The 13745-nt window shown below is 69.1% G+C and carries 10 protein-coding genes; 8 read left to right on the top strand and 2 right to left on the bottom strand.

Features of this window, described 5'->3' with window-relative positions; genetic code table 11:
• The first annotated feature begins 81 nt into the window (after positions 1-81).
• The 3 genes from HCA44_RS00150 to HCA44_RS00140 all read left to right on the top strand — a co-directional run bounded on the left by HCA44_RS00150 (position 82) and on the right by HCA44_RS00140 (position 3808).
• Positions 82-1713, top strand: coding sequence for an ABC-F family ATP-binding cassette domain-containing protein (locus tag HCA44_RS00150; protein ID WP_169646523.1), 1632 nt, complete (start codon positions 82-84; stop codon positions 1711-1713).
• 84 nt (positions 1714-1797) lie between these two features.
• Positions 1798-2943, top strand: coding sequence for an RNA-guided endonuclease TnpB family protein (locus HCA44_RS00145; protein ID WP_169646522.1), 1146 nt, complete (start codon positions 1798-1800; stop codon positions 2941-2943).
• Between the two features lie 151 nt (positions 2944-3094).
• A complete protein-coding gene (locus HCA44_RS00140) occupies positions 3095-3808 on the top strand; it encodes a tyrosine-protein phosphatase (protein ID WP_169646521.1) in 714 nt (237 codons plus the stop codon).
• 43 nt (positions 3809-3851) lie between these two features.
• Here HCA44_RS00140 and HCA44_RS00135 read toward each other — a convergent pair whose 3' ends face one another.
• Both HCA44_RS00135 and acnA read right to left on the bottom strand, forming a co-directional pair.
• Positions 3852-4418 carry a TetR/AcrR family transcriptional regulator gene (locus tag HCA44_RS00135; RefSeq protein WP_169646520.1) on the bottom strand — a complete coding sequence of 189 codons (567 nt, stop codon included), beginning with the start codon at positions 4416-4418 and terminating at the stop codon, positions 3852-3854.
• Between the two features lie 151 nt (positions 4419-4569).
• The gene (gene acnA / locus HCA44_RS00130) at positions 4570-7377 is read right to left on the bottom strand and encodes an aconitate hydratase AcnA (RefSeq protein ID WP_169646519.1); all 2808 of its coding nucleotides are present in this window, start codon (positions 7375-7377) and stop codon (positions 4570-4572) included.
• Between the two features lie 399 nt (positions 7378-7776).
• Between acnA and HCA44_RS00125 the strand changes: the two genes are divergently transcribed.
• The 5 genes from HCA44_RS00125 (at position 7777) to HCA44_RS00105 (ending at position 13693) form a co-directional block, all read left to right on the top strand.
• Complete coding sequence (locus HCA44_RS00125) at positions 7777-8430, top strand: DUF6676 family protein (protein WP_206037476.1); 654 nt, start codon at positions 7777-7779, stop codon at positions 8428-8430.
• A 497-nt stretch (positions 8431-8927) separates the two neighbouring features.
• A complete protein-coding gene (locus tag HCA44_RS00120) occupies positions 8928-10313 on the top strand; it encodes an NlpC/P60 family protein (RefSeq protein ID WP_169646874.1) in 1386 nt (461 codons plus the stop codon).
• A gap of 265 nt (positions 10314-10578) precedes the next feature.
• Complete coding sequence (locus tag HCA44_RS00115) at positions 10579-11742, top strand: MoxR family ATPase (protein WP_346764529.1); 1164 nt, start codon at positions 10579-10581, stop codon at positions 11740-11742.
• The gene (locus HCA44_RS00110) at positions 11739-12716 is read left to right on the top strand and encodes a DUF58 domain-containing protein (RefSeq protein ID WP_169646518.1); all 978 of its coding nucleotides are present in this window, start codon (positions 11739-11741) and stop codon (positions 12714-12716) included. Before HCA44_RS00115 ends, HCA44_RS00110 begins: the two co-directional genes overlap by 4 nt.
• The gene (locus tag HCA44_RS00105; RefSeq protein WP_169646517.1) at positions 12713-13693 is read left to right on the top strand and encodes a VWA domain-containing protein; all 981 of its coding nucleotides are present in this window, start codon (positions 12713-12715) and stop codon (positions 13691-13693) included. Before HCA44_RS00110 ends, HCA44_RS00105 begins: the two co-directional genes overlap by 4 nt.
• The last annotated feature ends 52 nt before the right edge of the window (positions 13694-13745 follow it).

Raw genomic sequence — 13745 nt, 5'->3', positions numbered from 1 at the left:
GCGTGTGGCGGCCGGCGGTCGCCCGCTCGTCACCGGCCGGTCCGTCCCGGCCCACTCGTTGCCAACCCAGAGGAGTAGTCGTTGATCACCGCCACCGACCTGGAAGTGCGCGCCGGAGCGCGGACCTTGCTGTCCGCGCCGGGATCGGCTCTGCGCGTTCAGGCCGGCGACCGGATCGGTCTCGTCGGCCGCAACGGCGCGGGCAAGACCACCACGCTCCGGATCCTCGCGGGCGAGGGGGAGCCGTACGCGGGTGCGGTGATCCGCTCGGGCGACCTGGGCTACCTGCCGCAGGATCCGAAGGAAGGCGACCTCGCGGTGCTCGCGAAGGATCGTGTGCTGTCGGCGCGCGGCCTCGACGAGATCGTCCGCAACATGGAGAAGCAACAGGCGATCATGGCCGAGGCCGTCGACGATGCGAAGCGTGACAAGGCGGTGCGCAAGTACGGGACGCTCGAAGAGCGGTTCGGCGCACTGGGCGGATACGTCGCCGAGTCCGAGGCGTCGCGTATCTGCCACAGCCTCGGCCTGCCCGATCGCATTCTCGACCAGCCGCTGTCCACCTTGTCGGGTGGGCAGCGACGTCGCGTCGAACTCGCGCGGATCCTGTTCGCGGCATCCGACGGGTCGGGCGGAAAATCCGACACGACGCTGCTGCTCGACGAGCCCACCAACCACCTCGACGCCGACTCGATCACGTGGCTGCGTGGCTTCCTGCAGAACCACGACGGCGGGCTCGTCGTCATCAGCCACGACGTCGACCTGCTCGCGGACGTCGTGAACAAGGTGTGGTTCCTCGACGCGGTGCGCGGCGAAGCGGACCTCTACAACATGGGATGGAAGAAGTACCTGGACGCCCGCGCGACCGACGAGGCGCGGCGCAGGCGCGAGCGTGCCAACGCCGAGAAGAAGGCGAGTGCGCTGCGTGCGCAGGCCGCCAAGCTGGGGGCGAAGGCCACCAAGGCCACCGCGGCACAGAACATGGCCAAGCGCGCCGACAAGCTCATGAACGAGCTCGACGACGTGCGTGTCGCCGACAAGACCGCCAAGATTCGGTTCCCCACGCCCGCCGCATGCGGCAAGACGCCGCTGATGGCGCGCGAGTTGACGAAGGTGTACGGCTCGCTGGAGATCTTCACCGGCGTGGACCTCGCAATCGACCGGGGCTCGCGCGTCGTGATCCTCGGGCTCAACGGCGCGGGCAAGACGACGCTGCTGCGGCTTCTCGCCGGCGCCGAGAAGCCCGACCTCGGCGAGCTCGTGCCAGGGCACGGACTGAAGGTCGGGTATTTCGCTCAGGAGCACGACACGATCGACGACAACTCGAGCGTGTGGGAGAACATCCGGCATGCCGCGCCCGATGCCGGCGAGCAGGACCTGCGGGGCCTCCTCGGCGCGTTCATGTTCACCGGTCCGCAGCTCGAGCAGCCGGCCGGCACCCTGTCGGGCGGCGAGAAGACCCGCCTCGCGCTCGCCGGGCTGGTGTCGTCGGCGGCCAACGTGCTGCTCCTCGACGAGCCGACGAACAACCTCGACCCCGTGTCGCGCGAACAGGTGCTCGACGCGTTGCGCAGCTACGAGGGCGCCGTCGTCCTGGTCACGCACGACCCCGGCGCGGCCGAGGCGTTGAACCCCGAGCGGGTCATCATGCTGCCGGACGGCACCGAGGACCACTGGTCGCAGGACTACCTGGATCTCATCTCGCTGGCCTGACCAGGGGACGTAGCGCGCAAGCCCGGTCCTTCAGGGCCGGGTTGGTGCATCAATCATGTCGGTGGTAGTGGCTATGGTCCTGCTGTGCAGTTGCGATACCAGTACCGTGTCTATCCGACGCCGGGCCAGCAGGACTTGCTGGCGCGGTCGTTCGGGTGTGCGCGGGTGGTGTTCAACGATGCGCTGCGTGCCCGGCAGGATGCGTATGCGGCCGGGGTGACGCTCTCGGATACCGACGTGCAGAAGCAGGTAGTCACCGCAGCGAAGAAGGCCCCGGAGCGGGTGTGGCTTTCCGAGGTGGCGTCGGTGGTGTTGGTGCAGGCGTGCCAGGACGCTCGGCGCGCGTACCGGAACTGGTTCGACTCGATGTCGGGGAAGCGGAAGGGCCGCAAGGTCGGGGCGCCGCGGTTCCGGTCTCGCAAGGACAACCGGCAGGCGATCCGGCTCACTCGCAACGGCTGCTCGATCCGCCCGAACCGGAAGCTGTATGTCGCGAAGGTCGGCGAGTTGAAGGTGGCATGGTCGAGGTATCTGCCGTCCGACCCGTCGTCGGTGACGATCATCAAAGACGCTGCCGGCCGGTACTTCGCCTCGTTCGTCGTCGAGGTCGACCAACAACCGCTGCCCGAAGTCGATTCCGAAGTGGGTATCGACTTGGGTCTGACCACGTTTGCGGTGCTCTCGGCCGGGAGGGTCGTCGACTCGCCGAGGTTTCTGCGGCGCGCGGAGCGCACGCTTCGCAAGGCGCAGCAGACCCTCTCCCGCAAGGAGGAGGGCAGCAACAACCGGGCCAAGGCGCGCCTGCGGGTCGCCAAGGCGCACGCCAAGGTGGCCGATTCGCGTCGCAACTTCGCGCACCAGCAGTCCACGGTGATCATCCGCGACAACCAAGCGGTGTATGTCGAGGACTTGGCGGTGTCCGGGTTGGTGCGAACACGGTTGGCGAAGTCGGTACACGACGCCGGGTGGGGCATGTTCACCCGGATGCTCGAGGAGAAAGCCCGCAGATACGGGCGGGCGTTCGTGAAGATCGACCGCTGGTTTCCCTCGTCGCAGCTGTGCTCGGCGTGTGGAGTGGTCGACGGGCCGAAGCCGCTCTCGATTCGCGAGTGGACGTGCCCGTGTGGCGCGGTCCACGACCGCGACCTGAACGCTGCAATCAACATTCTCGCCGCAGGACGTGCGGAGAGGTTAAACGCCTGTGGAGGGACCGTAAGTCCTGCCGCGTAGCGGAAGGCAGGTCCCGGTGAAACAGGAACCCACCGAAGCGGCACGACGTGCCGCTGTAGGAATCCCGGTCGTTCACGGCCGGAAGGACGTCAACGGACCGGGGAACCACCTGGACTGGCCCGTCGTGAGGCGGGCGGGGCAGGATGGCGGTATGACGACCGTCGATCCACTCACCACCCTCGCCAACCTCCGCGACGTCGCGAGCGCGCACCCGTCGCTCGCCACCGGAGTGTTCCTGCGTTCGGACGCGCCGCTGGCCACCGACCGCCACGACGGCTACCCGGTGGTGTGGCCGCCGCGCACCGTTCTCGATCTTCGCGACGCGGGTGAGCAGGGCAACGACGTGCATCCGCTGGCCGCGCACTGCGACGTCGTGCCGCTTCCACTGCTACGTGGCGCCGCATACGACGTCGACGGCCTGCCGCCGACGCTGGGCGCGCTGTATCTGACCATGCTCGACTCGGCACACGACATGCTCGTCGACGTCGTCCGGTTGGTCGCCACGGCACCCGGGCCGGTGCTCGTGCACTGTGCGGCAGGCAAGGACCGCACCGGAGTCGCGGTCGCGTTGGTGCTGAGCCTGCTCGGCACGTCGCGTGAGTCGATCGTCGCCGACTACACGGCCACCGATGCCAACATGGCGGGGGTCAACGCCCGGATGCTGCAGTCGAATCACGTCGTGGCCCGCGTCGCCGACATCGACCTCGAGGCGCTGCCCGCCGACCTGAGCCGGGCACCCGTCGACGCGATCGCGGCCGTGCTGGACGCCCTGGAGACCCACCCCGACGGTGCGGAAGGCTGGTATCTGGCGCGCGGGGGAGACGCAGACACCCTGAGCCGGCTGCGTAGCCGCTTCCTCGGCTGACGCCGCCGGACGGAGTCCTCAGTCACGCCGCCGGACGGAGTCCTCAGTCACGCCGCCGGACGGAGTCCTCGACGAGATCGAGTACCGCGGGCAGATTGCCGCTCGTGTTACCCGTAGCAAGGTGGGCGATGAGGCCGTCGAGGATCAGGTCCAGATACTCCACGAGGACGTCCGTCGGGACGTCGTCGCGCAGCCGACCCGCTTCCTTCTGGGCCGACAATCGCGCGATCGTCGCTTCGGTCAGTTCGACCGAGCGCTGCGACCAGCTGGCCCGGAAATCGGGGTCGGTGCGCAACCGGCGGGCGATCTCGAGGCGCGTACCCAGCCAGTCGAAGTCCTCGGGCCGCGCGAGCATGTCGCGCATGACCTGTACCAGACCACCTTCGGCGACGACGTCGGCCATGCGTGTCGCATCCTCGTGTGCGAGGGCGAGGAACAGGCCGTCCTTGTCCTTGAAGTGGTGGAAGATCGCGCCCCGCGACAGGCCGGTGGCCTCCTCGAGTCGGCGCACGGTCGCGCCGTCGTACCCGAACTCGGCGAAGCACCGGCGGGCGCCGTCGAGAATCTGACTGCGCCGTGCCGCGAGATGGTCCTCACTGACCTTCGGCACCTTCGTCGCTCCTTCGTCGCTCGTGAGCACTCTGCGAGTCCAGGTACGCGCATGTCACTCACGGAACGGATTACCTGCTGGTGTGGAAAGAACGCACGGCGGACCCGGCATGAGCCGGATCCGCCGTGCGCGAGAGCTCACTTCGCAGAGATCACTTCGCGGAGATCATGTTGCGGAGCACGTACTGCAGGATGCCGCCGTTGCGGTAGTAGTCCGCCTCGCCGGGGGTGTCGATGCGCACGACCGCGTCGAACTCGACCTTGCTGCCGTCGTCCTTCGTCGCGGTCACCTTGACGGTCTTCGGGGTCTTGCCCTCGTTGAGCGTCTCGATGCCCGCGATGTCGTAGACCTCGGTGCCGTCCAGGTGCAGGCTGTCGGCCGACTCGCCCTCCGGGAACTGCAGCGGGACGACACCCATGCCGATCAGGTTCGAACGGTGGATGCGCTCGAACGATTCGGTGATGACGGCGCGCACGCCCAGCAGACGCGTCCCCTTGGCGGCCCAGTCGCGCGAGCTGCCCGAGCCGTACTCCTTGCCGCCGAGCACGACGAGCGGGATGTCCTGCGCTGCGTAGTTCTGCGCTGCGTCGTAGATGAACGCCTGGGGGCCGCCGTCCTGCGTGAAGTCGCGGGTGTAGCCGCCCGAGACGTCGTCGAGGAGTTGGTTGCGCAGACGGATGTTCGCGAAGGTGCCGCGGATCATCACCTCGTGGTTGCCGCGACGCGAGCCGTAGGAGTTGTAGTCCTTGCGCTCGATGCCGTGCGCGTCGAGGTACTGCGACGCGGGCGTGCCGACCTTGATGTTGCCCGCGGGGGAGATGTGGTCGGTCGTGACCGAGTCGCCCAACTTCGCGAGCACGCGCGCACCCTTGATGTCGGAGACGGGCTCCGGCGTCTTCGGCATGCCGTCGAAGTACGGAGGCTTGCGCACATAGGTGGACTCGGCGTCCCACTCGAAGGTCTTGCCCTCGGGAGTGGGGATGTTGCGCCAACGCTCGTCGCCCTTGAAGACGTCCGCGTAGCCCTTCGTGTACATGTCCTGGTTGATCGAGGACGAGATGGTGTCCTGGATCTCCTTCGCCGAAGGCCAGATGTCCTTCAGGTACACGTCGTTGCCCTCGGTGTCCTTGCCGAGTGCGTCGTGCTCGAAGTCGAAGTCCATCGTGCCCGCGAGCGCGTACGCGATGACGAGCGGCGGCGACGCCAGGTAGTTCATCTTGACGTCGGGCGAGATGCGACCCTCGAAGTTGCGGTTACCGGACAGGACGGCCGTCGCGGTGAGGTCGTTGTCCTGGATCGCCTTGCTGATCGCCTCGTCGAGCGGACCCGAGTTGCCGATGCAGGTGGCGCAGCCGTAGCCGGCGAGGTAGAAGCCGAGCTTCTCGAGGTACGGCGTGAGACCGGCCTTGTTGTAGTAGTCGGTGACGACCTGCGAACCCGGCGCGAGCGACGTCTTGACCCACGGCTTCGACGACAGGCCCTTGTCGACCGCATTGCGCGCGAGCAGCGCGGCGCCGAGCATGACCGACGGGTTCGAGGTGTTGGTGCACGACGTGATCGACGCGATCGCGACGGCGCCGTGATCGAGGACGAACTCGCCCTTCTCGTCCGAGTGCACCTTGACCGGCTTGGTCGGACGGCCTTCCGAGCCGTTCGCGGCGGACTGCACGTCGACGGCACCGTCGTCCGCGAACGACAGTGCGGCGGGATCGCTCGCGGGGAAGGACTCCTCGATCGCCTCGTCGAGCTCGGTGTTCGGCGTCGGGTAGTGCTCTTCCACGTAGTTGTGGATGTCCTTGCGGAACGCCGTCTTCGCGTCCGACAGCAGGATGCGGTCCTGCGGACGCTTGGGGCCCGCGATGGACGGGACGACCGTCGACAGGTCGAGCTCCATGTACTCCGAGTAGGAGGGCTCGTGCGCGGGGTCGTGCCACAGACCCTGCTCCTTGGCGTACGCCTCGATGAGCGCGAGGTGCTCGTCGGTGCGGCCGGTGAGGCGCAGGTAGTTGATGGTCTCCTCGTCGATCGGGAAGATCGCGGCCGTCGAACCGAACTCGGGGCTCATGTTGCCGAGCGTCGCGCGGTTCGCGAGCGGCACCTCGGCGACGCCGTTGCCGTAGAACTCGACGAACTTGCCGACGACGCCGTGCTGGCGCAGCATCTCGGTGACGGTCAGGACGACGTCCGTCGCGGTGACACCGGGCTGGATCTCGCCGGTCAGCTTGAAGCCGACCACACGCGGGATGAGCATCGACACCGGCTGGCCGAGCATCGCGGCCTCGGCCTCGATGCCGCCGACGCCCCAGCCGAGCACGCCGAGCCCGTTGACCATCGTGGTGTGCGAGTCGGTGCCGACACACGTGTCGGGGTAGGCCTGACCGTTGCGGACCATCACCGTGCGCGCGAGGTGCTCGATGTTGACCTGGTGGACGATGCCGGTGCCGGGCGGGACGACCTTGAAGTCGTCGAAGGCGCCCTGGCCCCAGCGCAGGAACTGGTAGCGCTCGCCGTTGCGCTGGTATTCGATCTCGACGTTGCGCTCGAACGCGTCGGGGCGGCCCGCGACCTCGAGGATCACCGAGTGGTCGATGACCATCTCTGCCGGGGAGAGGGGGTTGACCTTCTCCGGGTCGCCGCCGAGCGTGGCGACGGCCTCACGCATCGTCGCGAGGTCGACGATGCAGGGCACACCGGTGAAGTCCTGCATGATCACGCGGGCAGGCGTGAACTGGATCTCGACGCTCGGATCGGCGCTGGGGTCCCAGTTCGCGATCGCGTTGATGTGGTCCTTGGTGATGTTCGCACCGTCTTCGGTGCGGAGCAGGTTCTCCGCGAGAACCTTCAGTGCGTAGGGCAGCTTCTCGGTGCCGGGCACGGCCGAGAGGCGGAAGATCTCGTAGGAGTTCTCACCGACCTCGAGCGTGCCCTTGGCGCCGAACGAATCAGTAGTCGTGCTCACGTCAACTCCACTCGTCCTTGAGAGCGCCGTCGACCGGGCTGTGTCGACGGCGGCGGGTGCGGCGGCGTGCCGTGGTGGCCCCCTCGGGGACGTGCCCAGGCTGTAGGCGCGTCGGGGACGCGGTCGGCATCCGCAACCTCCACTCACTCTAACAGTACGCTTGTCCTGTGAAAGAGCGGGGCCCGGGCGTGAAGCGTCCGGTCACGCGTCTTCGCAGTCGCCGCGCACCCCACCAGCGTCCCGCACCGGGCGACCCGGCCGCAACGAAGTGGACACGGACGAGCCGAAAACGGGCGCGCGCGCCCGGTGTGCGTCCGGTCCTCACGTAATGTGCGTGCTGCGCCCGATCGGGTGCGCCGGCTCGTGCCGGCCGGTTGCTTTCGATTCGACGGATGAGAGATGTCTGTGTCCCACCTTCCCGTCCTCTCCGACGGTGTCCTCGTTCCGGGTGACGTGGCGTCCCTCGCCGCGGCGCCGGTCGCTCACCTGCAGCCCGTGCGCACGGACCTCCCGGACGACGCGGACCCCGACGAGATAGTCGCGGACGTCGAGCGCGACGGGCTCTCGGCACCCGGCTCGGACGCCGACGAGACGGAGGAGCTGCACGAGGTCGTCGATCTCGCGGCAGAGCACGGCATCGACCTCAAGATCGTCGTCCTCGGCGAGAACGCCGACAAGGATTCGGAACTGCGCGATCTCGCGACCGACGTCGGGGCGCACGAGGGCGGCACCGTGCTCGTGCTCAGCCCGAACCAGGTCGGCACCTTCAGTGATTCGGTGAGCCGCGTCGCGCTCGAGGCAGGGCAGGATCACGCCTACAACGGCGACCCCGTCGTCGCGTCGAAGGGATTCGTCGACGAACTCGTCGGACATTCGAACCCCTGGACACCGCTGACGCTCGTCGTACTCGTGGTGATGGTCGCCGCGGTGGTCGGCGTCGTGGTCGCGAAGGTGCGTCGTGCGTCCCCGGCGGACGGGCCGGGCCGGTCGGGCGAGACGGAAGAGCGCGCCTCCGCAGTCGGCACCGGATCCGAGTCTCCCCGCATTTCCTGACTGGCAACCTTCTGGCAACCATCGCGGCTACCGATCGTCGGGGAATGCCGCAGCCTGCGTTCCCTCCGTCGTCCTGCTCCGATGCGGATCGCGGCGAATTCGTGCGTGTGCACGGTTTTCGAACCACATCGATGTAGTTCGTACGCTCCGCAATCTGTGGTGCGTGAGTCCGCGAGGGGCAATTGTGGCTATCGAGCCCACTGCGCTGCCGAGTGTCGTACGGTGCTGAAGGTGGCCTTTGGGGAAGAAGGCCAGCACTCGGACGGGTGATGCGCTCGTGTCGGCAACCATCCGGCGTCGTGTGGCGCCGTGGCGCACCCGCGTCGCTTCAGTGCGGCCTCTTCCCGACGCACCGGCAGCTCGAATGTCGATGCGGTGACGTCGAGGAGGGGCTTGTGAAGCACCCAGCGCAACGCCGTGTGAAGCACCCGGGGAGCAGTTCGGTCGGCGGGCGCGTGGCACGCGCCCGCGCCGTGCGGGTCCTGCTCGGTCTCGGAATGGTCGCGGCCCTGGTCGTCGGAGCGTCGGGCACGGCGCTGTCCGTCCCTCCGCCGCCGGTCAACCCGAGCGACGACGAGATCGCGGGGGCGCAGGCACAGGTCGAAAGTGGAATCGGGCTGGTCGGCACCCTCATCAATCAGGTCGCCGACGCCGATCAGCAGCTCGCGCGGCTCGACGACGAGGTCGCGACGCGTCGTGAGGACGTCAACAAGGCGCTGGTGGACCTGCAGGCCGCGCGCTCTGCGGCGGATGCGGCCGCCGCAGCCGTCGAGGCCTCCCGTGCCGCGCTGCGGGACGCCGGGGCGGCGATCGACCTGGCGCAGTCGGACTTCGACGCGTACGCGCGGTCGAGCTACATGCACGGCACCAATGTGTCGTCGCTCTCGGCGTACCTGGGGGCCGACGGTCCGGACGCGGTCCTCGACCGGGCGCAGGTCCTGCAGATCCTGTCGGTGAGCCGGGGCGCGGTACTCGACCAGTTGCAGCGGGCGCGTACGGAAGAGGCGAACCGGGACTCGCACGCGCGCGCCGCGAAGGCCGACGCCGACGCGGCGGCCGCCGAGGCGGAGAACAAACGTGCCGCTGCGGAGCAGGCCATCGCGACGGCGCGCGCGGCGCTCGACGCCCAGGCGACGCGTCGCGCGGAGATCGCCGCGTCGCGCGCACAGGCCCAGGAGCAGCTCGACAGCGCGCGTGCGTCGGCTGCCGGTCTCGACGGGCAGCGCCAGGCGTACCGGACGTGGGACGAGCAGCGGCAGGCGGAGGAAGCCGCGCAGGCCGCGGCCGCCGCCGCGGCTCGGCAAGCAGCCGAGCAGGCTGCATCCCGCGTCGCGGCGGACGCGGCCGCGCGCGAACTCGCGGCCCAGCTGGCGCAGACGCAGAACTCGCACACGGATCTCGACACGTACACGCCGACCCCCAAGACCTCGACCACGAAACCGACACCGACGGTCACCGGCAGCGAGGCGATCGAAACGGTCGTCGACCGCGGCATGTCGCAGATCGGGGTGGAGTACGCATGGGGCGGCGGCGACGAGAACGGGCCGACCAAGGGCATCCGCGACGGCGGCGTGGCCGACAGCTACGGAGACTTCGACAAGATCGGCTTCGACTGCTCGGGCCTGATGATCTACGCCTTCGCGGGCATCGGCATCTCGCTGCCGCACTACACCGGCTACCAGTACACCGCGGGCGAGCAGGTGCCGTCCGCCGAGATGCGCCGCGGCGACATGATCTTCTACGGGCCGAATGCGAGCCAGCACGTCGCGCTGTATCTCGGCGACGGCGAGATGCTCGAGGCGCCGCAATCGGGGTCGACGGTGCGGGTCTCACCGGTGCGATGGGAAGGCATGACGCCCTACGCTGTGCGTATGGTCGAGTGACCCGGCCCACGGCCGTGGCCGCACCTCCGTGCACGGGTCGGCGCACATCCACGCGGCGGCGGTGACGCCCTCGCGGCGACACGGTCGCGGCTGCCATAGTGGTCCGGGCACGGCATAGTGGGACGCACGGTCGGATCGATTCGGTGAAAGCGGTGGATTGTTGGTGACCTCGAAGGATGGTGCAGTGACCGGGGGAGCAGGTGCTCGCAACGATGCGGGAGCGAACGGTGCGGGAGCGAAAGACGGCGCGCGCACGGACGGACCGGTGAAAGAGCCCGCCGCGTCGCAGGCGCAGCCGGGCAGTGCCCTCGCGTCGGACGTGCAGACGCTCGAGCGGGCCGTCTTCGAGGTCAAGCGTGTCATCGTGGGTCAGGACCGGCTGGTCGAACGCATCCTCGTGGGTCTGCTCGCGAAAGGGCACGTCCTGCTCGAAGGTGTTCCCGGCGTGGCGAAAACGCTTGCCGTCGAGACGTTCGCGACGGTCGTCGGTGGGTCGTTCTCCCGCGTCCAGTTCACGCCCGACCTCGTCCCCACCGACCTCGTGGGCACTCGCATCTATCGCCAGGGCAAGGAACAGTTCGACACCGAACTCGGGCCGGTCGTGGCGAACTTCGTCCTCGCGGACGAGATCAACCGCGCCCCCGCGAAGGTCCAGTCGGCACTGCTCGAGGTGATGGCCGAACGGCACGTCACGATCGGTGGCAAGCGCTACGACATGCCCGAACCGTTCCTGGTGCTCGCGACGCAGAACCCGATCGAGAACGAGGGCGTCTACCCGCTGCCCGAGGCGCAACGCGACCGATTCCTGTTCAAGGTCCTCGTCGACTATCCGACCGTCGAAGAGGAACGCGAGATCGTCTACCGCATGGGTGTCGCGGCGCCCGAGCCGCACCAGGTGCTCGGGCCCGAGGAGCTCATCCGGCTGCAGAAGGTCGCGAGCGAGGTGTTCGTGCACCACGCACTCGTGGACTACGTCGTGCGGGTCATCGCGGCCACGCGCGCACCGTCGCAGTGGGGTCTCACCGACGTCGACGGCTGGATCGCGTACGGCGCGTCGCCGCGCGCCACGCTCGGCATCATCGCCGCGGCACGGGCCCTGGCGCTGCTACGCGGGCGCGACTACGTGGTGCCGCAGGACGTCCTGGAGATCGTCCCCGACGTCCTGCGGCACCGGTTGGTGCTGTCCTACGACGCACTCGCCGACGAGGTGTCGCCGGACGACGTCATCTCTCGGGTGCTGCAGACGGTGGGGCTGCCGCAGATCGCGCCGCAGCCGGTCGCGTCCACGGCCCAGCCCGGAGCGCCCGCCACACCGCAGCCTGCCGGTGTCACGGCCCCGCCGCAGCAGGCCGCCGCGGCGCCGGTGCCCGCGCAGGGCGGCGGTCCTGCAGGCGCGGCCGAGTCGAACACGCCGAGCCGCCCGCAGTGACTGCCGGTACCGAGGGGCCCGCGCCTGCGGCGGGCGCGCCCCCGTCGTTCCGGTCCGGCGACCTGCGCGATCCACAACTCGCGGCCGCGCTGCGCACCCTCGAGCTCACCGTCCGCCGCAGGCTCGACGGCGTTCTGCACGGCGACCACATCGGTCTGATCCCGGGCCCCGGCTCCGAATCGGGCGACGCCCGCGAATACCAGCCCGGCGACGACGTGCGGCAGATGGACTGGTCCGTCACCGCCCGCACGACGCACCCGCACGTACGCCAGACCGTCGCCGACCGCGAACTCGAGACGTGGCTCGCGATCGACCTGTCGTCGAGCCTCGATTTCGGTACGGCGGCCTGCGAGAAGCGCGACCTCGCGGTCGCCGCCGCAGCGGCCTTCACGTACCTCACGCTCGGCGGCGGCAACCGCATCGGCGCCGTCGTCACCACGGGTGCCGACACCGTGCGGATCCCGCCCGCGGGCGGCCGCGTGCACGCGCAGGCGATGCTGCGCCGCATCGCGACGACGCCGCACGCCCCGGAAGGCGTACGCGGCGATCTGCGCGGCGCGCTCGAGGCGCTGCGTCGACCGGAACGGCGCCGCGGCCTCGTCGTCGTGGTCAGCGACTTTCTGGGCCCCATCGACTGGGAACGCGCGCTGCGGGCACTGTCCGGCAGGCACGATCTCGTCGGCATCGAGGTGCTCGACCCGCGTGATCTCGCACTACCCGACGTCGGCGACGTCGTCCTGCACGATCCGGAATCCGGTGCCACGCGGGAGTTCTCGGTCACGCCGCAACTGCGCGCCGATTTCGCGCGCGCGGCCGCCGAGCACCGGGAGCAGGTCGGGACGGCGCTGCGTCGCGCCGGGGCACCGCGTCTCGCCCTCTCGACCGACCGCGACTGGATCGCCGATGTCGTGCGGTTCGTCGCGGCGCGCAAGCGCAGCCAAGGGTCCGCATTCGCCGTGGGGGCCCGCCGGTGAGCCTGACCCAGATGCAGAACCCGTGGTGGCTGCTGTTCCTCGCCGTGCCCGCCGCCCTGGCCGTCGGTTACGTGCTCGCGGCGCGGCGCAAACAGCGCAACACGCTCAAGTTCACCAACTTCGCGCTCCTCGAATCGGTGGCACCTGCACAACCCGGGCGCTGGCGGCACGTGCCGATCGCGTTGCTCGTCGTGTCCCTCGTGTGCTTCACGGTCGCGCTGACCGGCCCGACGAAGGAACAGAAGGTGCCGCGCAACCGGGCGACGGTGATGCTCGCGATCGACGTGTCGCTGTCGATGAAGGCGACCGATGTCGAACCCAGTCGGCTTGCGGCGGCGCAGGAGGCGGCGAAGTCGTTCGCCGACAACCTCACTCCGGGCATCAACCTGGGCTTGGTCGCGTTCGCGGGCACCGCGTCGGTGCTGGTGTCGCCCACCACCAATCGTGACGCGACGAAGGCGGCGATCGACAACCTGCAGCTGAGCGAACGCACCGCGACCGGCGAGGCGATCTTCACCTCGCTGCAGTCGATCTCGACACTCGCGGCCGTCCTCGGCGGTGGCGACCAGGCACCGCCTGCGCGCGTCGTGCTCCTCTCGGACGGCAAACAGACCGTGCCCGAGAGTCCCGACGACCCGCGCGGCGGGTTCACCGCAGCCCGGCAGGCGAAGGACCAGGGCGTCCCGGTGTCGACGATCTCGTTCGGCACCAGCTACGGCACCGTCGAGATCGAGAACGACCGCATCCCGGTCCCCGTCGACGACCCGTCGTTGCGCGAGATCGCCGAGTTGTCGGGTGGCAGCTTCTTCACGGCGTCGAGCCTCGAAGAGCTACGCGCGGTGTACGACACGCTCGAGGAACAGATCGGGTACGAGACGACGCGCGGCGACGCGAGCCGCCCGTGGATGATCCTCGGTGTCGTATTCCTCACCGCAGGCCTCGCGGTCGCGCTCCTACGACGTCAACGGCTGCCGTGAGGTGTCACAGGACGTGAGACCGCTTGTCGGTGCGGCCCGCTCGGGACGATAG

Origin of the sequence: Rhodococcus sp. HNM0569 (assembly GCF_012726205.1) — a bacterium.
In the GTDB taxonomy this organism is placed as follows: Bacteria; Actinomycetota; Actinomycetes; order Mycobacteriales; family Mycobacteriaceae; genus Rhodococcus_F.
Note: the sequence above shows the minus strand (reverse complement) of the source record. Positions and strands in the feature narration are given on the sequence as shown.

What these genes read in the sequence shown, in the direction of transcription:
- HCA44_RS00140 (WP_169646521.1), top strand. Translation starts at nt 3,095, where the DNA reads ATGACGACCGTCGATCCACTCACCACCCTCGCCAACCTCCGCGACGTC.
- HCA44_RS00125 (WP_206037476.1), top strand. Translation starts at nt 7,777, where the DNA reads ATGTCTGTGTCCCACCTTCCCGTCCTCTCCGACGGTGTCCTCGTTCCG.
- HCA44_RS00120 (WP_169646874.1), top strand. Translation starts at nt 8,928, where the DNA reads ATGGTCGCGGCCCTGGTCGTCGGAGCGTCGGGCACGGCGCTGTCCGTC.